This window comes from Thalassospira sp. HJ (genome assembly GCF_000948415.1).
Classification (GTDB): Bacteria; Pseudomonadota; Alphaproteobacteria; order Rhodospirillales; family Thalassospiraceae; genus Thalassospira.
On sequence record NZ_JYII01000010.1, the window covers coordinates 352,972 to 374,485 of the forward strand.

Consider the following 21,514-nt stretch of genomic DNA (forward strand, 5'->3'; position numbering starts at 1 on the left):
AGTGGTTATTTGGACATTGCACGATTGCGATCTCGCCATAAAATCTGCGCATGGGATAGTGCCGTTTCAAATGGCACGTCTGAATGCTGTGGTAAGCTGATCAGCGCCGCTGCAGTTGTATAGGTGATGATATTTTCCGCCATTTCATCTGTTGCGGACCCGGTCCAGACAGCTTGCCAATGTTCGCGCTGCGTAAAGATATGTCTGGGTGGCGCATCGGCGATCATGCGATTTCCCGGTGCGATAGTGTCAAGCGATTGTCCGTTACAGATGCGGTAAAGCGGCGTTGTCTTTTGAGGCGCGATTTGCGCAAAATCTCTTACAGAGCCGACAATTGTCGCGTTTTGGTATTTCAACAGATGTGCAACGTCCCGGTAAAGGTCGCGCTTTGAAAGCTGAGCGGCCCCCAAGATAATGGACTTTGCATTCAGGGGATTTACCAGATGGCTAACATAATGAACCGGTAACCGGGTTTCGACCAGATGGTAAAGATCCAGCAATCCTTGCATTTGCGGTGAAATCGCACCCAGCGGCGCATATGCGATGTTTGAGGTGTTGAGGACCTGGCTGGCGTTTTCAAGCGTTGTGCATACCGGAATGGCGCAGTCGTTCATTGCCAGTTCAAGCTTTCCGCTATGTGGTCCGTTGCCAAAATAGCCGTGCAACAGAATTTTGTGACCTGCTTCTGCCAGAAGCCGCGCGGAGTGGATAAACCATGGTGCATGTCGCCAGTTGGCCGAGATATATGCCGGCCAGTCAAGATCCGGCTGAATGCCAGAGGGTGTGTTCGTTATGATGCTTTTGCGCACGGCCTCAATAAATCCGGCCAATTCTGGCGCCGTGATACCGCGGTGCTGAATGGTCATCAACAATGCGCCGATCTGAATTTCATGGGCAAGGCCATTCAGGATAATATCAAAACAGTCTTTGGCTTCGCGTTGCGTGAGTGGCCGGCTTTTTCCCGGGCCAGGGCAGGTGACGGCAATGTATTTTGCCAGACGTTTGGCAGGCGATGCGCGGTGATCAATCTCTGAGATTTTTCTCGAGAGGGTTTCGGGCGTCGGCGATACATCAAGTTTCGGTTCGCGGCTAGAAGCCAATGGTGGCATCGGCAAAACCGTGGGGTGTTGCCATTCATTTTCCTCTGCCGCGGATGGGGTCTGATTGCGATCTGATGTTGGAAAAAGCAACTCGGAAGCTTCGTGCGCCAAGGCTCTCACGCGCAGGCGAAGCGATTCTGCAAGTGGTGTAGGGCGCATGCCTTGACCGGTGCGAATAAACAGCTCGTCATCATAAATCTTGCGCAATTCCGATAGGACTCGGCTCATAGCGGAAGTCTGAATGCCAACGTCTTCTGCGGCTTGTGTGACGCTGCCTACCCGTAAAAGAGAATCAAATGCAATCAACAAGCGGGTCTTTTGCATCACAGAGCTGTTTTTTTCGCTGCTTTGATGCTGATTTGCATTCTCAGCTGTTGCGGTGTGGCTGTTTTTCGTTAGTTTAGGCTGCAATTTTCAATGATCACAATTTGGAATTATTAAAAAATTGTTCGGTTGCACGATCAAGGCAGAGGCAGGTAACTGAATAAGAAACTTGTTTCAGCAGATGCCAAGTTGATGATGCGGGTCTGGCAGATAAGGTGATTTGATATGAGTCTTCGGTCTATTGTAAGCACTTTTTGCGGATTACTCCTAGTCGCATTTTCTGTGGCGGGTGCGCCCGCCTATGCCGATGGGGCGGTGGTCACGGTTGCTCATGCCCAAGGTGAGACGGATGTTCCATTGAAACCGCGAACTGTGCTGACCTTTGATTTGTCTGCACTTGATACACTGAATGTTCTTGAAGAGCCTGTGGAAGGAATACCGGAAATCGCGCTGCCTGAAATATTGGCGCAATTTGGGGAATTGCCAAAAATTGGGTCTATGTTCGAACCTGATTTTGAGGCGATTAACGCCATGGAACCTGATCTGATCATCATTTCGGGTCGTGCAGCGCCAAAATTTGCCGAACTTTCCGCAATGGCACCAACAATTGATTTGACTGTGCGGCAGGATCATTTCCTTGCAGATGTTTTTCGCAATATCCGGGTACTGGGCGCCATCTTTGATAAACCGGAAAAAGCGACCGCCGAAATTGAAGGTTTAAAAGAATCCATGGCCTCTTTGCAGGCTTTATCCGCAAAGGTGGGTAACGGATTGCTGATCATGACAAACGGCGCACGTATGAGCACATATGGTCCGAATTCAAGGTTCGGAATCCTGTTTAATGAGTTTGGCGTCGTTCCCGCGGACGAGAATATTAAAGCCGGGAATCATGGGCAGCCGGTATCGTTTGAATATATTCTGGAAACCGATCCAGACTGGTTGTTCGTCATTGACCGCGATTCTGCCATTGGACAATCAGGCGCTGCTGCAGAGGCTTTGCTGGACAATGACCTGATTCATCAAACGAATGCGTGGAAAAAAGACCAGATTGTCTATCTTGACTCTGCATCCTGGTATCTTGTGAATGCGGGTATCGAGTCACTTCACCGCAATATCAAACAGTTGGCTCAGCGTTTTGTTGCTGTTTCCGGCAGTTAACAAAGGTCGCTGATTTTGGCTGGTGCGGTTTTGCGGAAGAATATCTACGTTATTGCATGTGTGGCGGTGGTGGCTTTGTCTGTCGCCAGCTTGTTTGTTGGTGTTGCCAACATCTCGCTGATCGATTTCCTTGATGGCAGGGTTAGTCAAACCGATTGGCTGGTTCTTCAAACCTCGCGAATTCCAAGAACTCTGGCGCTTGTCTTTGCCGGGACAAGTATGGCTGTCGCTGGTGCAATAATGCAGATGCTGGCACGTAACAAGTTTGTTGAACCGGCGACAACCGGCACAGTCGAAGCAGCAGCGCTGGGGATGCTGGTGGTATTATTGTTTGCGCCTGATTTGCCGATTGTCGGAAAGATGCTGGTGGCGGGCGTATTTGCCCTTGCGGGCACGGGGCTGTTTTTGTGGTTGCTGACCAAAATACCATTGCGTTCCGTGGTCATCGTTCCATTGATCGGAATGATGTTGGGCGGGGTGATCAGTTCCTTTGCGGCGTTCATCGCCTATCGGTTTGATATGATGCAGGCCATGAATGTCTGGACCAGTGGCGATTTTTCGACAGTCTTGAGGGGAAGATACGAAGTGCTCTGGCTGGCCTTTGGGTTGGCGATCATCGCCTATCGCGGGGCAGACAAATTGACGATGGCCGGTTTGGGACAGGAATTCTCGGTCAGTCTTGGATTGGATTATCGCAAGGTCATGACATTCGGGTTGGTGATTATCTCGCTTGTCACGGCATCTGTGGTCGTATCGGCCGGTATGATTCCGTTTGTCGGGCTGATCGTGCCCAATCTGGTCAGCCTTGCATTTGGCGACAATCTGAAAAAGACGCTGCCTTGGATCGCCTTGCTTGGCGCTGCAATTGTTTTGGTGTGCGATATCATTGGGCGTCTGATCATCGCACCTTTCGAGGTGCCGGTTGGTGCCGTTCTTGGTGTGATTGGAAGCCTGTTCTTCCTGTATCTGGTTTTGGGCAGAAACGCGTATGCCAGATAATGTGATGTCGCGAACCAAAACCATCAGGCGTCGAATTGGCCCAGGCAGAGTATTGATGATCTTGCTTTGTTTGGCATGTTTGTCCGCGATTGGCTTTATGACGATTGGGGCGCGTGGCAATTGGGCGTTCATTCTTGAATTTCGGGGAACCAAGCTTCTGGCGCTTTTGCTTGTCGCTTATGCCGTTTCGGTTTCAACCGTCTTGTTTCAAACAGTTACCAGTAACCGAATTCTGACGCCTTCGATTATGGGAATTGATGCGCTTTATGTGCTTTTACAAACTGTTCTGATTTTTGTCTTTGGGGCGCAGGCGATATCGGCGCTGGATCCGCAAATCAAGTTTCTGATCGAGGCTGGCTGTCTGACTGTTTTTGCGTTGATCCTTTATCGTTTTTTATTCTTTGGTGTTTTTCGGGATGTGCACCTTCTTTTACTGAGCGGTTTGTTCTTCGGGCTTTTGTTCCGCAGTGTTTCAGGGTTGTTGCAGCGGATTATCGATCCCAATGATTTTGTCGTTTTGCAAGATAGCCTGTTTGCAAGCTTCAATAGTGTCGACAAATCTCTTTTTGGGGCGTCGGTTGCCGTGATTGTTTTGGTAAGCGCCATCGGGGCCAAGATATTCAGCCGCTTTGACGTCATGCTGTTGGGGCGCGGTAGCGCGATTTCACTTGGCGTCAATTACACTCGCACCGCAGTTATTATTCTGGCGCTTGCATCTGTTCTGGTGGCTGTGTCGACTGCCTTGGTTGGGCCGGTCACGTTCTTTGGTTTGCTGGTTGCAAATCTGGCTTACATCGTGCTGCCAGGGGCCAAGCACAAACATATTCTGCCTGGGTCGGTTTTGATCGCCTTTATTTGCTTGTCGTCCGGGCAATTGGTGCTTGAGAAGTTGTTTGATTTCAACACAGCATTGGCAATCTTGATCGAGTTTGCAGGCGGATTGTTCTTTATCGGGCTTATTTTGCGCAGAGGTGTTCGGTGATTAATGTACGCAATGCGACCAAGTCGTATGATGGAACCCTCGTGGTTGATGATGTGACACTTGGTTTAAAGCGGAACGGGCTGACGTCAATCATTGGCCCAAATGGTGCGGGAAAATCCACATTGCTGTCCATGATTGCCAGACTGGTAAACATGGATGATGGCAAAATCACAGTAGATGGGGTGGATATCGCGACCGCCGATAGCCTTGAGTTGGCAAAACGCTTGGCCGTGCTGCGTCAGGATAACCATATGACTGCGCGACTTACCGTGCGCGATCTGGTTGCCTTTGGCAGGTATCCCCACAGCAAGGGCCGCACGAATGAGAATGATCTGGAACATGTCAATCGTGCGCTTGCATATCTTGGCTTGACTGATCTGTCGGGCCGTTTTCTTGACCAGCTATCGGGTGGGCAACGGCAGCGTGCTTTTGTCGCAATGACGTTGTGTCAGGATACAGACTACATGCTGTTTGACGAACCGTTGAACAATCTTGATATCCATCATGCTGTTTCAATGATGAAACTGTTCCGGCAGGCCGCACGCGATTTTGGAAAGACGGTTGTTGTCGTTATTCACGATATCAATTTTGCATCATGCTATTCAGATCATATTATCGCTATGAAGGATGGCAAGGTGGCTGAGCAGGGATCGCCAGATCAGATCATTGATGCCGGTATTCTTACCGACATTTATAATACGTCGTTTCAGGTCCAAAATATTAACGGGCAAATGATCGCAACCTATTACGGCATATAGATCCGGGACCGGTGTCGGCATCCTCTCTAATTCTCAGATTTTTTCGCATCACTGTGCCCGCAGCAAGCGGGCAAAACGATTGCCGATGTGATGCGTCGGGTTGGTTCATCGCATGGGATGACAGACTTGTATACTCTATAATAATCATATTTTAATATTATTACTTAATCTGGCCATCATCAATCATCAGACTTTTATCGTTGGTGATTGTTGATGAGGGTTGCCGGCTCGAATTCTGCCCTTACTCTAGGTAGTGAGTTTGCCATCCCGCAAAGAAATGAAATAGTCGTCCTTACCGATTTGACCGCCCTTGAGAGCGATTTCCAGTTGGGTTCCATCATTGTGAAAGGCATTGCACAAAGGGGACCCAGGTGTTTGCGGTATCGGATGACGCAGGGTCAAGGCGTAGATGTTCATTTCGCTTAGAGCCAGGCTGGAAGTATCACCACCGGCAATAATGGCACGTTCCAACTGATGTTCGCGGATCAATCTGTCAAGCAGGCCCCCAAGGTGGCGCCCGGCGACGTCCGCAGAAGCGGCTTGAGCATTGGTGACAGTTTCAGGGCCGCGGGCTGTATAAATGATCGGGCTTTTGCCATTCTTTAGGTGTTTCGAGGCAGAAGTTGCAGCTTGTTCAAGGGCAAGCTCGGTTCCTTGCCCGGAAATCAAGGCATGATAGTCAATCGGGACGCCTGCAAAATTCTCTGACAGGGCCATTTCGATCTGATTTGACGTTGTTGAAGAGCAACTCCCCGACACAACAGCAATGCGGTCAAGTTTTTTGGGGCGGGAAATTTGCGGTCCCGGTCCAATGAGGCCAGCCTGCTGCCATGCCCGCAGCAAAGCATACTCAACACCTGATGATCCAACTGCGAACGGGCCCAATGATTTACGAAAAACATGCAAAAACGTGCCAGCGGCCGCCTGACCTTGATCATCGTAAATATCAAGAAGAAGGCATTGTTGTTCTGGGAGTGTGTTTTTCGCCCCGTGTTCGTCGGACGCCTCACCAAGCAGGGTTTTCATTTGATCAGCAGTTACGCAGGTTGACGACAACGAGCTCTGTCGGCCCAGATGGACCAGCAGGTCAGATTCCGTCATCGGTGTTGCGGGGTGCTGGCTCATGACCGGGTGACGGTCAATGCGATAGGTCTGGTCGCGATATGCGGCAAACAGATGCCCGAAGAAGGTATATCGGCGAAGCTGGGGTGCACCGACAATCAATGGAACTTGCTTTTGGTCAAACACGGTTCTGCCGATTTCTATGGCACGTCCGATTGATCCCTGATGGGGGGCACTGTCGAAAGTGGAGCATGTTTTATAATGACAGTGTTTTGCGTTCAGACGCTGCAACCAGCGGAAAATATCAGGTAGATTGTCATCCATCCATTCGGGGGGCTGGCTTCGGCTGATCCCTGCCAGACCAACGGCGCTGCAGTTTTTAAACTGTTCAATGTGATGTGCTTCGGGGATGCGGGTAAACAAAACGGTTTCAATACCGTTTGAAGACAGTGCCTCCATAACGTCGGTGGAGCCGGTAAAGTCATCCCCGTAAAAGGAGAGAAACAGATCCTGAGCGAATGAAGTGTTGGACATGATCAATTTTTCCGGAAAGTCGAAAGCGCAAGGCGGAGTTCTTTATGGTCTTTGGCAAATTCATCAACAGGGATGCCTTGAACTGCGGCGGCAGCGGCCTGCTGAATGCTGGCGACGCCACCTGCAACACCACCGGGATGGCCGATGATCCCGCCACCTGCGCAATAGATGAAGTCAGTGTGACCAAGTGCGGTGATGGTCTGTTCCATTTGCACTGCAGTCTGGCCAGATGAGAAAACCGGCATTGCTTGATACGTTTGATTGGGGGTCACATTTTCACCAAGCGCGCGGGCTGATTCCATGACCGTCTCGTCACTTTCAGTGAATTTGTTGGCGATCCCGTTGACATGCAGATGATCAGCGCCAGCCAACCGCCAGAATTTTTGCCAGGCGCGAAACGAAATACCGATGTCCGGAGATCTTGAGAAAAGACCCCACCCGTTGCGATGACAATGCAGCGGAAGCGCGGCGTGCGTACGAATGGCACTTAGCCCTGCCAGTCCGATCGAAAAGAGGCTGACCATGATACATGTACCGCCCAGTTCGTGTACCAGATCGGCATTGCGTTTCATCTCGTCGACCTCGCCTGTGATGTTAAAGGCATACATCGGCTTCTTGCCGGTACGGTCGGCATAGTCATTGATGACCCGCATGACCTTCCGGGCGCGTTCGGGGAACGGGCAGTGTGGGCCATTTCCCTGCAATTCATCATCCTTGATGAAATCGATTCCACCTTCGATCAATTGAAGGACAAGTTGCGCGGTTTCATCTGGTGACAGCCCGACACTGGGTTTGATGATGGTGCCGATCATCGGACCGTTGGAAACACCGGCAAGATCAAGAGTGCCCTTGCGCCCGAATGCAGGGCCGGGATAGGCCTGCGAAAATGCATCCGGGAAATCGACGTCAATCAAACGCAATGCCGATACATCTGCCAGTTCGAACAGATTGCCTGCGACTGTCGCAAGCACATTGGTAAGCGATGTGCCCATATTGTCCAAAGGCCAGGACAGCGTGATAACCCCGCGTGAATACTGTGATCCCTGCGTTCGCGTGGGCAGAGATGGTAAGGCTGATTGCGACCGTTCCTCGATGAGTTCAACCCGGGCACCGGATCGTTGGCGCAATGCGTCTGTTTCCCCGGCAAGTTTCAAAAAAGTTCCCGATGATTGTTCGCCAGCAATGACTTTGGCAGCGTGGTCAAGGCTTTTGGGGCTTTCAACCTCGTACTGGGCGCGCAGTCTTTCCATTGGTGTAGTCCTCCTGACGGTCAATCTTCTTTGAATTGAGATCATAATTATCATCTCATCATACCAGTTGACAATATGATGAATGTCGGTAATTCTCGTTTCAACAAACAAAAACACCAACAGGAGGAAGCATGAAGATCGCGTTGATCGGTGCCGGTGGCAAAATGGGGGTTCGGCTTTCGGCCAATCTCAAGGGCTCGCGCTTTGATGTTGCACATGTCGAAATTACCGAAGCCGGGCAGGCCCGCCTCAAGGATGCGGTTGGTGTCAGTTGTGTTGCGCTAGATGATGCTTTGGCCGGTGCACGTGCCGTTATTCTTGCTGTTCCAGATACAGCGATAAAGGCCGTTTCACATGGCCTGATCGACAAGGTTGCACCTGGCACCATGATTATTGCACTTGATGCGGCTGCACCCTTTGCAGGCCATTTCCCAAAGCGCGATGATGTGACCTATTTCGTTACACATCCTTGTCATCCGCCAATTTTCAATGAAGAAACAGACATGGTCGCCAAGCGCGACTATTTCGGTGGTGTTGCGGCAAGACAGGCTATTGTCAGCGCCTTGATGCAGGGGCCTGAAGAGGACTTTGCGCTTGGCGAAGAGATTGCAAAGGTAATTTTCCAGCCGATTCTCAGGTCTCATCGCGTGTCAGTTGATGAAATGGCCCTGCTGGAGCCGGGGTTGTCCGAAACGGTTTGTGCTACCTTGCTGGTTGTCATGAAAGAGGCGCTTGACGAGGTCGTGCGCCGGGGCGTGAATGAGCAGGCAGCACGTGACTTCCTTTTGGGGCATCTTAATATTCTTGGTGCCGTTGTTATGGGCGAAATACAGGGTGAATTCTCTGATGCGTGTAACAAGGCGATCAATAACGGAAAGCCACGCTTGATGCGTGATGACTGGATCGGGGTATTCGAACCGGACGAAATCAAAGAAAGTATCCGTCGGATCACCTGATAAGGCGCGACAACAGAACTTCGAAACAGAAGCATGTCGCATGGTGACTATAAACTTTATGTATCTAGGGAGGTACAAATGGCGTTTACGCGCAGAGCACTTTTTGCGGGCGTGGCAATGGTGATGGGTTTGGCTACTGCCATGCCGATGTCAGCATCCGCAGCAGACTTGATTGCGATCATTACTCCGTCTCACGACAATCCCTTCTTTAAAGCAGAAGCTGAAGGCGCAAAACAGCGGGCTGAGGAACTGGGTTATGATACCCTTGTGCTGGTGCATGATGATGATCCAAACAAGCAGAACCAGCTTTACGATACGGCAATAGCCCGCGGTGCAAAGGCGATCATTCTTGATAATGCCGGTGCAGAAGCAACGGTTGCACCGGTGCGTCGTGCGAAAGAAGCCGGTATCCCGTCTTTCCTTATTGATCGTGAGATCAAGGAATCGGGGATTGCTGTGTCACAGATTGTCTCGAACAACTATCAGGGTGCTCAGCTTGGTGCTGAGGAGTTCGTTCGCCAGATGGGTGAAGAAGGCAAATACGCCGAACTTCTTGGACGTGAAGCCGACACCAATGCCGGTATTCGTTCTTCGGGCTATCACGATATCATTGACCAATATCCAGACATGGAGATGGTGGCCCAGCAGTCTGCCAACTGGAGCCAGACCGAAGCCTATGAAAAGATGGAAACTATCCTTCAGGCCAACCCCGATATCAAAGGTGTCATTTCAGGAAATGACACCATGGCGATGGGCGCGATTGCAGCGCTTCAGGCAGCCGGTCGCAATGATGTGATTGTTGTCGGTTTCGACGGCAGCAATGACGTTCGTGATTCCATTCTTGAAGGTGGTATCAAGGCGACGGTTCTGCAGCCCGCTTACCGTCAGGCACAGATCGCGGTCGAGCAAGCCGACCAGTATCTGAAAACCGGCTCGACCGGCCACGATGAAAAGCAGTTGATGGATTGTGTCCTGATTACTGCTGACAACGCCAAGCAATTGGAAACCTTCGCGCTTAAGTAAGTGAGCAACCACGGCAGTATATGTCGTCGCTCGCGATCTTTTGTGCCGGATGGGCGGGGCGCAGCTTGGGCTGCGTTCCCCGCTCACCGCAGAGATTGAGTTGTGCAATCTTCTGAAGGAGGCCAGCTTGAAGCGCATTGGGCCAATGATAAAATTGCTTCTGCTTTTGCCTTTGGTGTTCTCGGTTGAGGCATGCCAACTGGTAAAGAACGATGTTGAAAATGATAATAAGGCAACTGTTTCAGGTTCGTCTTATCGAGATATGCCTGCCCTGGTGGAGGGTATTTGGGAAGATCGGGTTGTTCCGCACCTTGAGAGTTCGGGGGCTGATTTCGCTGACATTTTGGCAGGGCTTGGGGACGACCTTGATGCCGCCGGTGCCTCTTTTGGATATCGTCCATCCAGCGAGGGCAGCCCGTGGAACTTTGCCACCCGGATTGAGGGTGAAATCGTCGCGGCAAAAACAGACACGCGGGCAGCGACCGCAGATGTTGATATCGATGGGGATGGGCGTGCAGACGCCGTCATACAGCTTGGCCCGGTCATCCGTGGTACGACGTTGCGTGATGTTTTGCCATTCTTCGATTTTACGTCCTTCACAGATCAGATTGAGTTTGCGCAGTTGTCGCGTGCTCTAAATACCAAGGCCTTTGAAACTGCTTTGGCCGATCTGCCGCGTGAGGGCCTGGTCGGTAAATCTGTTGCTGCCACCGGCGCATTTACAATGCGAAAACCCGACGACACCGTTCTGATTACCCCGGTTGAAATCGAGGTGACCGGCAATGAATGATCTTTCATATAACGAAGAACATCAAATCGGACTGAAAGTGCGGGGGGCAACGAAAGTCTATCCTGGAACTTTGGCCCTGAATGAAGTCGACTTTGATGTCAGGCTGGGGGCTGTGAATGTCCTTGTCGGTGAAAACGGTGCCGGGAAATCGACCCTTATGAAGGTTATCGCCGGGGTTGAACAATTAACGGCCGGCGAGATTGCGGTGGATGGCAAACGGGTTCAGTTTGCTGATACACGTGCCGCCGCGGCGCATGGCATTGGCATTGTTTTTCAGGAGCTTAATTTGTTTCCGAACATGACGGTGGCCGACAATATCTTTATTGCGCGGGAGAAAACGCGCGGTGGTGTTGATATAGACAGTCGCAGCCAGCAGGCAGAAGCCGCAAGCTTGATGAAACGGCTGGAGCATGACATTTCCCCCGATGCACTTGTCGGCGAATTAAGTATCGGCGAACAGCAGATTGTCGAAATTGCCAAGGCCCTCGCACAGGATGCACGCATTCTGATTATGGATGAGCCAACATCGGCGCTCAGTGCGGCTGAAGTGGAAATTCTTTTCCGTGTGATCAGGGATCTTAAAAAGTCTGGTGTGGGAATCATTTACATTTCCCATCGGCTCGAAGAGCTTATCCTGATTGGGGATTACATCACGGTCTTACGTGACGGCTGCATTACCGGGTCGCGTTCGATGGCGGGGGTGGAGGTCAGTTGGATTGTGCGCAACATGATCGGTGCTGCGTCCAAGGATTTCTCAAAATCACTGACCCATCAACTTGGTGCAGAAGTATTCCGGGCCGAAGACATATGCCTGCCAAGCAAGAATGGCGGGTTTGTCGTTGATCGCGTTTCCGTTTCCCTGAAGGCTGGCGAGATTGTTGGCATTTATGGATTGATGGGGGCGGGGCGGTCTGAATTTTTCGAATGCATCATGGCCCAGCATCCGATGTGCACCGGAAAGTTTTATGTGGATGGAAAGCCCCTTGATGAAACCAGCGTGGCGGGGCGAATAGAGCGCGGAATTGCCTTGATCCCGGAGGACCGAAAAGGTGCAGGGCTGGTTCAAATCTTGCCGATCCGTGAAAACATGTCGCTGTCCAGCCTGATAAAATTTACCAAACGCGGGTACCTGAGCATCAAGAAAGAGCGCAAGGCCGTCGCAGATATGGTGCGTGACCTGTTTATCAAGGTTGCAAGTGTCGAAAATCCGGTCAGCTCATTGTCAGGTGGCAACCAGCAAAAGGTCGTCATCGGCAAAGCCTTGATGACCAACCCCAAATTGCTGCTGATGGATGAACCAAGTCGCGGCATTGATATCGGGGCAAAAGGCGAAGTTTTTCAAGAAATGCGCAAGCTTGCCGCGGATGGCCTGGGGATATTGTTTGTGACCTCTGACCTTGAAGAGGTGATGTCTCTTTCTGACAGGATTCTGGTGATGTCAAAGGGGCGGGTGATCAAGGAATTTTCCCAGCAAGAAGCGACCGAAGAACAGATCATTGCCGCATCTGCAGTCGGTCACACAACAACAAGCCAGAAAACGGCTGAGAACAGGGAGTTGCAGATATGACATCTATCGCATCGGCCGGAACGGCGTCAGGAAACAGCAATCAGACTTGGCTTTTGCTGTTGTTGAAGCTGCGCACATTTATTGCACTTATTCTTGTGTTTGCGTTTTTTGCGTTTGCAGCCCCGAATTTCCTAAGCGCGGCCAATTTTGTCATCATGTCAAAACATGTGGCCTTGAATGCGTTCCTTGCGATCGGCATGACCTTTGTCATCATTACCGGCGGCATTGACCTTTCGGTTGGTTCAATTGTTGGGCTATGCGGCATGGTTGCAGGGTGGCTGATCCTGAACGGTGTTGATCTCGGGATCGGGTACACGCTCTATTTCAATATCTTTGAAATCTTTGCAATCACGCTTTTTGTTGGTGTGCTTTTCGGGGCGATAAACGGTGCCTTGATCACCAAGCTTAATGTTGCGCCGTTCATCGCGACCCTTGGAACGCTATACGTCGCAAGGGGGCTTGCGTTGTTGTCCTCTGACGGGGCGACATTCCCGAATTTGGTCGGTAACCCGGAATATGGGTCTAACGGGCTAAGTGTGCTGGGGTCGGGTGCATTTATGGGGATCCCGGTATCAATCTGGATTTTGATCGCGGTTGGATGCGGTGCTGCCTATATCGCAGGGCGGACCCCGCTTGGTCGTCACATCTATGCGGTTGGGGGGAATGAACAAGCGGCCGCACTGTCGGGCGTGAAGGTCAACCGTGTCAAAATGTTCGTCTATATGTTTTCCGGGTTCTGTGCGGCAATTGTCGGGTTGGTGATTTCATCCCAGCTTGTCGCATCCCATCCGGCAACCGGCGAGACATTCGAATTAAACGCAATTGCTGCGGCGGTTCTTGGCGGGACATCGATGTCCGGTGGACGAGGGCGTATTGCCGGAACCATCATCGGTGCCTTTGTGATCGGTATTCTTTCGGATGGTTTGGTCATGATGGGGGTTAGTTCGTTCTGGCAAACCGTTATCAAGGGGCTTGTAATTATTGCCGCCGTGGTCGTCGATCAGGCACAGCAACGTCTGCAGGCTAAAGTCGCCTTGCAGCAGCAGGCAGCACTCAGCAAACAGGAAGGATAAATCTGAATGTTAAAAGGTGCTTTAATTGGATGCGGATTTTTTGCACAAAATCATCTGTGCGCCTGGCGTGACATTGATGATGTTAACATTACCGCACTGTGTGATCGCGATGAACAGCGTCTGAGCGAAACCTCGAAACGGTTTGGTATCGAAAACACCTATACCGACGCGCATGAGATGTTTGCCAACGAAGAGTTGGATTTTGTCGATATCGCGACGACAGTAGAAACACATTTACCATTGGTTGAGATGGCGGCACAAGCTGGCGTTCATATCATTTGTCAGAAGCCTTTCGCGTCGTCGATGAACGATGCTGGTAAAATGGTTTCAATGGCCGATAAATCCAGTGTCACCTTGATGGTGCATGAAAACTTCCGCTGGCAGTCAGCAATTCGTGCCGTCAAAACCCATATCGACGAGGGCGCCATCGGCGACGTTTTTTGGGGACGTGTCAGTTTCCGATCAGCCTATAATGTTTATTCCGGGCAGCCATATCTTGCGACGGATGAAAAATTCATCATTCAGGATCTTGGTATCCATATTTTGGATATTGCCCGGTTCCTGTTCGGGGATGTTGGTTCAATCTCTGCCAGGACAAAACGCGTCAATCCCAATATTCGCGCCGAAGATGTTGCAACCATGATGCTGGATCATGACAACGGCATCACGAGTATTGTTGATTGCAGCTATGCCACAAGCCTGCCGGTCGAAAGTTTTCCCGAAACCCTGCTTGAAGTTGATGGCAGCAAAGGGACGTTGCGCCTGAATTCTGGCTATCAGCTTATGTGTCACAACCATGATGGCACACGGCATATCGACGTCGCCCCGCCACTTTTGCACTGGGCAGAAAAGCCATGGCACAACATTCAGGAAAGCGTTTTCAATATCGAGCAGCACTTTGTTGATTGTCTGCGCGATAACCGGCAACCAGAAACCTCAGGGCATGACAATCTGAAAACACTGGCGCTTGTTTATGGTGCCTATCAGTCGGCGGATAATGGCTTGCAGGTGGTCAAGGTCGGAAATGGATGATCATCTTTTGTCAGGTTACCCAAAGGTTATGAGTTGATGAGCAAGGTCAGCAAAGCAAGTCCTGTCAGGGCCCTCAAAGCAGGACCGCTACAAGTGCGCTTTGAACATGGCAACCTGCGATATGTCCGATATCACGGGACAGAGATATTACGGGCGATTTCCTATGTTGTACGAGACCGGGACTGGGGAACACTTTCGCCTGTTTTGTCCGATATCGTTGTTGAGGAAACCCCCGGAAATTTTTCCATTTCCTATGTTGCGACGTGTGACAACAATGGTGTTGCACTTGCGTTGAAAGCGGTAATCAGCGGGACTGAGGACGGGGTGCTTCGTTTCACCGTGGATGCAACCCCCGATGGTGGTTTTGAAACCAATCGGTGCGGCTTTAATGTGCTTCATCCGATTGAGGGCGTTGCCGGGCAGCCTGTCAGGGTTGAGCATTGCGACGGGGATATCGAAGACACCATTTTTCCCGATCTGATCGAGCCATGGCAGCCCTTCAAATCCATCCGCGGATTAACGCATTATCCCGAGGCCGGGCTGACGGCAACCTGCCGGTTTTTGGGTGATGAATTTGAAATGGAGGATCAGCGGAACTGGTCTGATGCCTCTTTTAAAACCTATGTTCGACCGATTGAACTTCCTTGGCCGTATCTTTTGGACGGTGGGAAAACAAACACGCAATCCATAGAGCTTTCAATCGAAGGCAGCACGGCCCGATCAGCAGCAGGACTACCCACAAAGAAAGGCAAAGCAGAGGATACGGCGATCCAAGTGATCCCGGAAATCGGTTCTGGGCATGTTTTCCCGAAAACAGGCTTGGTGATCACCCCCGAAGAGGCACATCAACCTCTTGTCTGTCTGGATGTTTTGAGCAAGGTCACCCCGCAGGTCCTGCTGTGTCATTACGATCAGACTGTCGGGCATGTGGGCCAGGATTTATCGGCGTTTGCGGCTCTTCAACAGGAATTCGATGCGCAATATGAACTTGAATATGTGGTCATCTGTGATGGTAATCTTGATCAGGAGTTCACAGCACTAAAAGACGGTCTGGCGTATGCTGGTTTCAAGCCCGATAGTTTGCTGGTGTGCCCATCGGTCGATCGGCAATCAACGCCGCCAGGCAGTGAATGGCCAGATTGTCCTCCCCTTGCGGATATCTACAGCGCAGCCCGAAAGGCCTTTCCCGGCATTTCATTGGGCGGGGGGATGTTTAGCTACTTTACTGAGCTTAACCGAAAGCGGCCGCCAGTTGAGATGCTTGATATTGTCACCCACGCGACCAATCCGATCGTGCATGCGGCAGACGACGAGAGTGTCATGGAAACGTTGGAAACTTTGCCGCATATTCTTCGGTCCGCTCGCGCCATTCTTGGTCCGGGAAAAGAGTATCGATTGGGGCCGACCACCATTGCCATGCGCCAGAATCCTTATGGCTCACGTACATTTCCTAATCCGAACGGGGAGCGGATCTGTATGACCCATGACGATCCCCGTCACCGGGAACAGTTCGGGGCAGCTTGGGCCGTCGGCTATGGAGCGCAGGTTTCTGCAGCTGATATTAGCCGTTGGGTGCCAGCCGGGGTGATTGGTACACGCGGAATTATTGATGCTGAACATTCAGACCTCTTGCCAATCGGCGAGGCCGTAAAGGCGTTTTCAGAAATGGCAGGGAAACCGATTTTGCCTTGCCGTGTCGATGATCCAAAACAGGTTGTAGCTATTGCCGTAAAGGATGGAGCCCTTGTCAGGGTTCTGATGGCCAATCTCACGAAGCAATCAGTCAATGTGGAGATCGGTGGTTCGGTGGGGTGCCACGCGCTTGATGCTTATGGAATGCTGCAACTCGAATTACCTTGCTCCGAGGTTCTCAATTGACTGGAGATACGCTAGAAGTTTGCACAACAAGATTAACTTCAGAATGACACGGAACCACATTCGTATGAATAGTTGGGCAGATACAGGCGATGATAAGAAAATCGTCCGACGCAAACTTTCAGATCAGGTGCTTGAACGCCTGCGAGAGATGATTGTGCGCGGCGAATTGGGGCCAGGGGATCTGATGCCGTCGGAGCGCACCTTGATGGAGCGTTTCGGTGTCGGGCGACCGGCAGTGCGCGAGGCGATGCAATCTATGCATACTTTGGGGCTGATCAATATTTCCCACGGTGAACGTGCCCGTGTGAGCGAGCTTTCCGCTGACCTGATGTTCAGGCAGATGGATATGGTCGCACGCATGTTGTTGTCAGCATCGCCTGACAACCTTGAACATCTCAAGGAAGCGCGTCGTCTGTTTGAGGTGGGGATGGTCCGGATTGCAGCGAAGAATGCGACGGCAGATGACGTCGAAGACCTAAAAGGTTTGATTGAAGCGCAGCGCGAAAAACTTGGTGATGCGGCGGCCTTCATCAAGAGCGATATGGCCTTTCACATCAAGGTATCGAGCATTTCGGGCAACCCGATTTTTCAAGCTGTCAGTGAAGCGATGCTGAACTGGGTTTTCAATTACCACACCGACTTGCTGATCTGGTCAGGTCAGGAAGATGTTACCCTCCGAGAACACAGCGAAATTGTGAAATGCATTGAAAACCAAGAGCCTGAGAAGGCCGCCCTGGAAATGCAATCACACCTGAACCGTTCGAATGACCTTTATCGTCATCGGGAAGGCTGAATAGCATCGCATTAGTTCGCAAGACGTGTGTCTCGGTGTGACCGGATTTGAATGTTGGACAACGATCATTCAAGGTGCTGCAGCATGTTTGAGAAAAATGTCAGCTTTTCTGTCAATTCCGCAGTTTTTGTCAGCTTATGTGTCAATCCATGTCAACTTATCTGGCAATCGGAAGTGCTAAGGCATTGATTTCGCGAGAAGTCGAATGTCAGCTTTTGTGGCACGTGACACTTTTCCCGAAAAATTTATGCTGCCTAAGCCCGACGCATGTTTGCGTCGGGACAGATGTTGGTTTGTCATAATTCGGGGATATAGGCTTGGAGAGTTATCTCGAGCAAAATCCCCTTTCTATAAAATAATGTTTAATCAATGAGTTATTCTGATTTTGAAGGGTTCGCCCCAAAAAACTAAAAAAACGCCGCCAGTTTTTCCGAGCGCTCGCGTGTGACCTTGTATCGGCCCCTTTCCGGGGCGTGTTGGCAGGTAAGTCAACAGATAGGTCCAAATAGGAGAAGAGAAATGGCGAGTATTAACACAAACATGTCGGCCACCCTGGCGGTGTCGAACCTCAACAAAAGCACCGACGAGATGACCTCGGTTCTGACCGCAATGTCGAGCGGCAAGTCGATCAACTCGGCATCTGACGATGCAGCGGGTCTTGCCGTTTACACGGCGATGTCGGTTGACTATGCGGCTTGGGATCAGGCGGCTGACAACGCAGAAGTTGCTACGGCAATTCTTGAAACTGCCGATGGTGGTTTGGCTGAAATCGCCGACATTCTTGAGCGTATGTACGAACTGGCATCGCAGGCATCTTCGGGTTCGGTGACCGATACCGAGCGTGCGTATCTTGATGACGAATACAGCGAACTGAGCTCCCAGATTGATTCCATCGTTGAATCGACGACCTATTTCGATACGTCGCTTCTGGATGGCACTTATGACGAAAGCTTCACTGTTTCTGCTGACTCTGCAGCTACGCCAATTGATGTGACGATCGGTCAGGCCTACGACACGACCGGTCTGGCTATCGCGGCAGGGGTCGACTCTTCTACCAATGCCACCACGGCACTGGGTGAGATCGAAGCGGCGATCGAAGTTGTGTCCGCTGGTCGTGCGTCTGTTGGTGCCATGATGTCTCGTTTTGATTACGCGGCAGGCAACATCGAAACGGCAAAAACCAACCTTGAATCTGCAATGAGCGTCTACATGGATGCAGACGTTGCGGCCCTTAGTGCCGAACAGACTGCGTTGGGTGTGAAAATGGACTCCGCTATTCAGGCGCTGTCCATCTCCAATGAGAATCTCGAGAAGCTCTCGCGCTTGCTGAGCTAACTCGTGTCAGGGCCACCCGGTGTTGAGAGCCCCCGGGTGGTCCTGAATTTTTTCATCTTTGAGAAAGGGAGAAGGACATGTCGACTATCAATTCCACGACGACGTCGAGCTATGCTTCTTCATCCTACGTTTCTGGCCTGACGGATATTGATACAGCCGAGCTCGTTCAGGATGCCTACGATACTAAGATGGAGGTCGCCGATGTCGTCGAGGCTGAAATCGATGAAATCGAGCTCGAGATTGCGGCCTTTGAAGACTTGCAGACCCTGCTTGAGACTCTGGAAGACGCCGCAGAGGCCTTGACCGCAGAAGCAGAGCTCGACAGCTTGCGTGATGATGTCTGGGTTGGCAAGTCAGCCTATCTGTCATCCTCTGATGCGAATACAGATGCGTCGGATGTCGTCGGGGTGCTGGTCGATGATACGGCAACGGCTGGGAGTTATACCCTCGAAGTCAAGCAGTTGGCAGCAGCGCACAAGCTTGGTGGCAATACCAATACGGACAATACGTCAGCGCAGGCGTTGAGCGGGACAATCAGCCTGGTCGCAGGTGATGATTATGAAGCCGTCGATATCGAAATTACAGAAGATATGTCGATTGCCGATATTGCAGATGCCATTAATGAGATGACATCAACTACGGGCGTCAGTGCCAGCGTGCTGAAGGTTTCTGACGACGAATATATGCTGGTCCTTTCCGCAGTCGACACCGGACAGGAAATTGTTTTTGATACGGATGGGGCTGATACATCAATCGCCCAGTCGCTGGGTTTCGTCGAAGCCGATGGATCGTACAGCAACGAACTTGTCACAGCAGATCAGGCGATCTTTTCTATTGATGGTGTGGAAGTTACGCGCAGCAGCAACACGGTTGACGATGTCATCGATGGGGTGACGTTGTATCTCTATGCCGAGGAAGAAGGCACAGAGATTACGCTTCAAGTTGAAGATGATGCGAGTTCCGCCTACAGCGCGATCGAGGAATTCGTCACTGCCTATAACGAGTTGCGCAGCTTCATCATAACCAATCAGGCTTACGAAGTTGGCGAAGGTGCCGACGAGGACGCGGTCCTGTTTGGCGACAGTCTGCTGAGCTCTGTGTCATCGACTGTTTATGACGCACTGTCCTTTACCAATGACAGCGATAACTATGCGTCACTGGCCTCTATCGGTATCACGCTTGATGAGAGCAACTATCTGGTCATTGATTCGGACGTTCTTGAAGAAGCATTGGTTTCCGACTTTGACGAGGTTGCCGCACTATTTTCCTTCTCGGGAAAGACGGATTCAGAAGACCTGCTGGTTTCCGACGCAGATGGTTCCTACACGGGGACCTTTACGATCGATATCGTGACAGATGCCGATGGCAATATCACATCAGCCAGTGTCGATGGGGATGACAGCCTGTTTACGATCAGTGACAATAAACTGATCGGAGCTGAGGGCAGTGAATATGAAGGCGTCACGCTGTTCTTTGGCGGCGATACATCGCAAAGCGTTGAGGTCACCGTCACAAGTGGTCTTGCTTATGATCTTACCAGTTCCCTGGATCGTTACACCGATAGCTCGGACGGGCTGATTGCCAACCGCCTTGAACGTCTTGAAGAACAGGTTGATGACCTGGAAGATGATGTCGAGGAGATAACCGAAGATGCGACCAAATACGCCGCAGAACTAACCGAGCGATATTCTGCAATCGAAGCCGAACTCTATCAGCTTCAGCTATTGCGCGAACAACTTGAAGCCTTGTGGGGTGATGATGACTAATTATGCTCCAACTGCCGCACAGACGGCGTATCGCTGTGCGGGTGCGACTGCACTTTATAACAACGCACTAAGAACAACCTCGCCAGTAGCAATGATGGTAATTGCCCTGACCAAGACGCGGCAGCATCTTCGTGAAGCCCGGCAGTTCAGAGAACAGCGAGATTTTGAGCAGGAGCAGCGGGAAAAGTCCATTGTTGTGAAAAGGCTTAAGGCTTTGCAGGCATGTATCGCACCAGAGTCTGCGCCAGAACTTTCAAGAGATCTCTTTGCCTTTTACGCCAGAATGATTAAATTACTCGCACGCAATCGCAGGGATTGTTCCATGGAGGAACGATATGAGGTCGTTGACCGCAACCTGCAAGAGCTTGCGCGCGAATGGGAAAAATTCTCGAAAGTCGATCCACGTAGGACTGTTCAGGCCCAAACAGGGCATCCGATGATCGGAACAGTGTTGTGAGGGATGCTTGAGTGTAGGTTTGCGCGAAGCTGTGACGACAAGTTCAGGTACATCTGCTGTTGCGTCGGCAAAGGCAGCCCTGACAGAACTTGATGACAACGCCCTTGTTGCGTGCATGGTGCAAGGCGACAAGGCGGCGTATCGAGTAATTGTCGAACGCTATTACCGTGGCATTGTTGGTGTTGCGCGCCGAATGGGGCTTGTTAGCGGTGATGCCGAAGATGTTGCACAGGATGTCTTTGTGCGTGTCTGGCTGCATCGCGAGAAATGGCAGGCCGATGGTGGGGCAACGTTCAAGACCTGGCTCTATCGGGTGGCGGTCAATCGCGTTATTGATATCAAGCGCAAACCTCAGGCTGTGGGCGGCGAGGAGCTCGACGAAGTTCCTGACGAGAGCATGTCAGCTGTCGACAGATTGGCTCAACATCAGGAATTCGCGCGATTGCGTAAAGCGATCAAAAAACTGTCTGATCAACAACAAATTGCCATTAATCTCTTTTATGATCGGGAACTGTCCAATCAGGAGGCTGCCTCCATCATGGGTGTTTCGGTCAATGCTATGGAATCGCTTCTGAAACGGGCGAGAAAGAGATTGCGCGAAGAGTTGAAATCAATCTGAGAAGCGATTAGGTTCAAATGTCGTTCGAACAGGTACGTTCGTCCTATGAAAAAGCGGT

The 21,514-nt window shown here is 51.1% G+C and carries 19 protein-coding genes; 16 read left to right on the forward strand and 3 right to left on the reverse strand.

Annotated features, from left to right (window positions below):
* Positions 1-5: 5 nt before the first annotated feature.
* On the reverse strand, positions 6-1,424 hold the full coding sequence (locus UF64_RS07095; RefSeq protein WP_044827898.1) for a glycosyl transferase family protein: 1,419 nt from the start codon (positions 1,422-1,424) through the stop codon (positions 6-8).
* 225 nt (positions 1,425-1,649) lie between these two features.
* Here UF64_RS07095 and UF64_RS07100 point away from each other — a divergent pair, with 225 nt between their 5' ends.
* The 4 genes from UF64_RS07100 (at position 1,650) to UF64_RS07115 (ending at position 5,321) form a co-directional block, all read left to right on the forward strand.
* Complete coding sequence (locus UF64_RS07100; protein WP_044827899.1) at positions 1,650-2,582, forward strand: siderophore ABC transporter substrate-binding protein; 933 nt, start codon at positions 1,650-1,652, stop codon at positions 2,580-2,582.
* A 69-nt stretch (positions 2,583-2,651) separates the two neighbouring features.
* Positions 2,652-3,581, forward strand: coding sequence for an ABC transporter permease (locus UF64_RS07105; RefSeq protein WP_235284989.1), 930 nt, complete (start codon positions 2,652-2,654; stop codon positions 3,579-3,581).
* Positions 3,571-4,563 carry an iron chelate uptake ABC transporter family permease subunit gene (locus UF64_RS07110; RefSeq protein WP_235284990.1) on the forward strand — a complete coding sequence of 331 codons (993 nt, stop codon included), beginning with the start codon at positions 3,571-3,573 and terminating at the stop codon, positions 4,561-4,563. The genes UF64_RS07105 and UF64_RS07110 overlap by 11 nt, the downstream gene beginning before the upstream one ends.
* A gap of 41 nt (positions 4,564-4,604) precedes the next feature.
* Complete coding sequence (locus tag UF64_RS07115) at positions 4,605-5,321, forward strand: ABC transporter ATP-binding protein (RefSeq protein WP_235284991.1); 717 nt, start codon at positions 4,605-4,607, stop codon at positions 5,319-5,321.
* 246 nt (positions 5,322-5,567) lie between these two features.
* Here UF64_RS07115 and UF64_RS07120 read toward each other — a convergent pair whose 3' ends face one another.
* Both UF64_RS07120 and UF64_RS07125 read right to left on the reverse strand, forming a co-directional pair.
* Positions 5,568-6,917, reverse strand: coding sequence for a four-carbon acid sugar kinase family protein (locus tag UF64_RS07120; protein ID WP_044827901.1), 1,350 nt, complete (start codon positions 6,915-6,917; stop codon positions 5,568-5,570).
* Positions 6,918-6,919: 2 nt separating this feature from the next.
* Entirely contained in the window at positions 6,920-8,167 is a 1,248-nt protein-coding gene (locus UF64_RS07125; RefSeq protein ID WP_044827902.1) for a ribulose-bisphosphate carboxylase large subunit family protein, read from the reverse strand.
* Positions 8,168-8,298: 131 nt separating this feature from the next.
* Between UF64_RS07125 and UF64_RS07130 the strand changes: the two genes are divergently transcribed.
* From UF64_RS07130 to UF64_RS07185, 12 genes are all read left to right on the forward strand, one after another.
* Entirely contained in the window at positions 8,299-9,123 is an 825-nt protein-coding gene (locus UF64_RS07130; protein WP_044827903.1) for a phosphogluconate dehydrogenase C-terminal domain-containing protein, read from the forward strand.
* A 78-nt stretch (positions 9,124-9,201) separates the two neighbouring features.
* Positions 9,202-10,146, forward strand: coding sequence for a D-ribose ABC transporter substrate-binding protein (locus tag UF64_RS07135; protein ID WP_033068282.1), 945 nt, complete (start codon positions 9,202-9,204; stop codon positions 10,144-10,146).
* Positions 10,147-10,195: 49 nt separating this feature from the next.
* Positions 10,196-10,936 carry a DUF2291 family protein gene (locus tag UF64_RS07140; RefSeq protein WP_052657480.1) on the forward strand — a complete coding sequence of 247 codons (741 nt, stop codon included), beginning with the start codon at positions 10,196-10,198 and terminating at the stop codon, positions 10,934-10,936.
* The gene (locus UF64_RS07145; RefSeq protein ID WP_044827904.1) at positions 10,929-12,503 is read left to right on the forward strand and encodes a sugar ABC transporter ATP-binding protein; all 1,575 of its coding nucleotides are present in this window, start codon (positions 10,929-10,931) and stop codon (positions 12,501-12,503) included. The genes UF64_RS07140 and UF64_RS07145 overlap by 8 nt, the downstream gene beginning before the upstream one ends.
* A complete protein-coding gene (locus UF64_RS07150; protein ID WP_044827905.1) occupies positions 12,500-13,576 on the forward strand; it encodes an ABC transporter permease in 1,077 nt (358 codons plus the stop codon). The genes UF64_RS07145 and UF64_RS07150 overlap by 4 nt, the downstream gene beginning before the upstream one ends.
* 6 nt (positions 13,577-13,582) lie before the next feature.
* Complete coding sequence (locus UF64_RS07155; RefSeq protein WP_044827906.1) at positions 13,583-14,608, forward strand: Gfo/Idh/MocA family protein; 1,026 nt, start codon at positions 13,583-13,585, stop codon at positions 14,606-14,608.
* 36 nt (positions 14,609-14,644) lie between these two features.
* Positions 14,645-16,486 carry a hypothetical protein gene (locus UF64_RS07160; protein ID WP_044827907.1) on the forward strand — a complete coding sequence of 614 codons (1,842 nt, stop codon included), beginning with the start codon at positions 14,645-14,647 and terminating at the stop codon, positions 16,484-16,486.
* Positions 16,487-16,550: 64 nt separating this feature from the next.
* Positions 16,551-17,279, forward strand: coding sequence for a transcriptional regulator NanR (locus UF64_RS07165; protein WP_044827908.1), 729 nt, complete (start codon positions 16,551-16,553; stop codon positions 17,277-17,279).
* Between the two features lie 519 nt (positions 17,280-17,798).
* Positions 17,799-18,614 carry a flagellin gene (locus UF64_RS07170; protein ID WP_044827909.1) on the forward strand — a complete coding sequence of 272 codons (816 nt, stop codon included), beginning with the start codon at positions 17,799-17,801 and terminating at the stop codon, positions 18,612-18,614.
* A gap of 77 nt (positions 18,615-18,691) precedes the next feature.
* On the forward strand, positions 18,692-20,380 hold the full coding sequence (fliD, locus tag UF64_RS07175) for a flagellar filament capping protein FliD (protein WP_052657482.1): 1,689 nt from the start codon (positions 18,692-18,694) through the stop codon (positions 20,378-20,380).
* Positions 20,373-20,837 (forward strand): flagellar protein FliS, encoded by a 465-nt coding sequence (locus tag UF64_RS07180; protein WP_235284992.1) that lies wholly within the window; start codon positions 20,373-20,375, stop codon positions 20,835-20,837. Before fliD ends, UF64_RS07180 begins: the two co-directional genes overlap by 8 nt.
* A 19-nt stretch (positions 20,838-20,856) precedes the next feature.
* A complete protein-coding gene (locus UF64_RS07185; RefSeq protein ID WP_052657483.1) occupies positions 20,857-21,456 on the forward strand; it encodes a sigma-70 family RNA polymerase sigma factor in 600 nt (199 codons plus the stop codon).
* The last annotated feature ends 58 nt before the right edge of the window (positions 21,457-21,514 follow it).

Excerpts from the sequence above, each read along its gene's own strand:
- UF64_RS07165 (WP_044827908.1), top strand. The coding sequence starts at position 16,551 with ATGAATAGTTGGGCAGATACAGGCGATGATAAGAAAATCGTCCGACGC.
- UF64_RS07150 (WP_044827905.1), top strand. The coding sequence starts at position 12,500 with ATGACATCTATCGCATCGGCCGGAACGGCGTCAGGAAACAGCAATCAG.
- UF64_RS07110 (WP_235284990.1), top strand. The coding sequence starts at position 3,571 with ATGCCAGATAATGTGATGTCGCGAACCAAAACCATCAGGCGTCGAATT.
- UF64_RS07145 (WP_044827904.1), top strand. The coding sequence starts at position 10,929 with ATGAATGATCTTTCATATAACGAAGAACATCAAATCGGACTGAAAGTG.
- UF64_RS07155 (WP_044827906.1), top strand. The coding sequence starts at position 13,583 with ATGTTAAAAGGTGCTTTAATTGGATGCGGATTTTTTGCACAAAATCAT.
- UF64_RS07180 (WP_235284992.1), top strand. The coding sequence starts at position 20,373 with ATGACTAATTATGCTCCAACTGCCGCACAGACGGCGTATCGCTGTGCG.
- UF64_RS07095 (WP_044827898.1), bottom strand. The coding sequence starts at position 1,424 with ATGCAAAAGACCCGCTTGTTGATTGCATTTGATTCTCTTTTACGGGTA.
- UF64_RS07120 (WP_044827901.1), bottom strand. The coding sequence starts at position 6,917 with ATGTCCAACACTTCATTCGCTCAGGATCTGTTTCTCTCCTTTTACGGG.
- UF64_RS07130 (WP_044827903.1), top strand. The coding sequence starts at position 8,299 with ATGAAGATCGCGTTGATCGGTGCCGGTGGCAAAATGGGGGTTCGGCTT.
- fliD (WP_052657482.1), top strand. The coding sequence starts at position 18,692 with ATGTCGACTATCAATTCCACGACGACGTCGAGCTATGCTTCTTCATCC.
- UF64_RS07125 (WP_044827902.1), bottom strand. The coding sequence starts at position 8,167 with ATGGAAAGACTGCGCGCCCAGTACGAGGTTGAAAGCCCCAAAAGCCTT.
- UF64_RS07170 (WP_044827909.1), top strand. The coding sequence starts at position 17,799 with ATGGCGAGTATTAACACAAACATGTCGGCCACCCTGGCGGTGTCGAAC.
- UF64_RS07140 (WP_052657480.1), top strand. The coding sequence starts at position 10,196 with ATGGGCGGGGCGCAGCTTGGGCTGCGTTCCCCGCTCACCGCAGAGATT.
- UF64_RS07160 (WP_044827907.1), top strand. The coding sequence starts at position 14,645 with ATGAGCAAGGTCAGCAAAGCAAGTCCTGTCAGGGCCCTCAAAGCAGGA.
- UF64_RS07100 (WP_044827899.1), top strand. The coding sequence starts at position 1,650 with ATGAGTCTTCGGTCTATTGTAAGCACTTTTTGCGGATTACTCCTAGTC.
- UF64_RS07135 (WP_033068282.1), top strand. The coding sequence starts at position 9,202 with ATGGCGTTTACGCGCAGAGCACTTTTTGCGGGCGTGGCAATGGTGATG.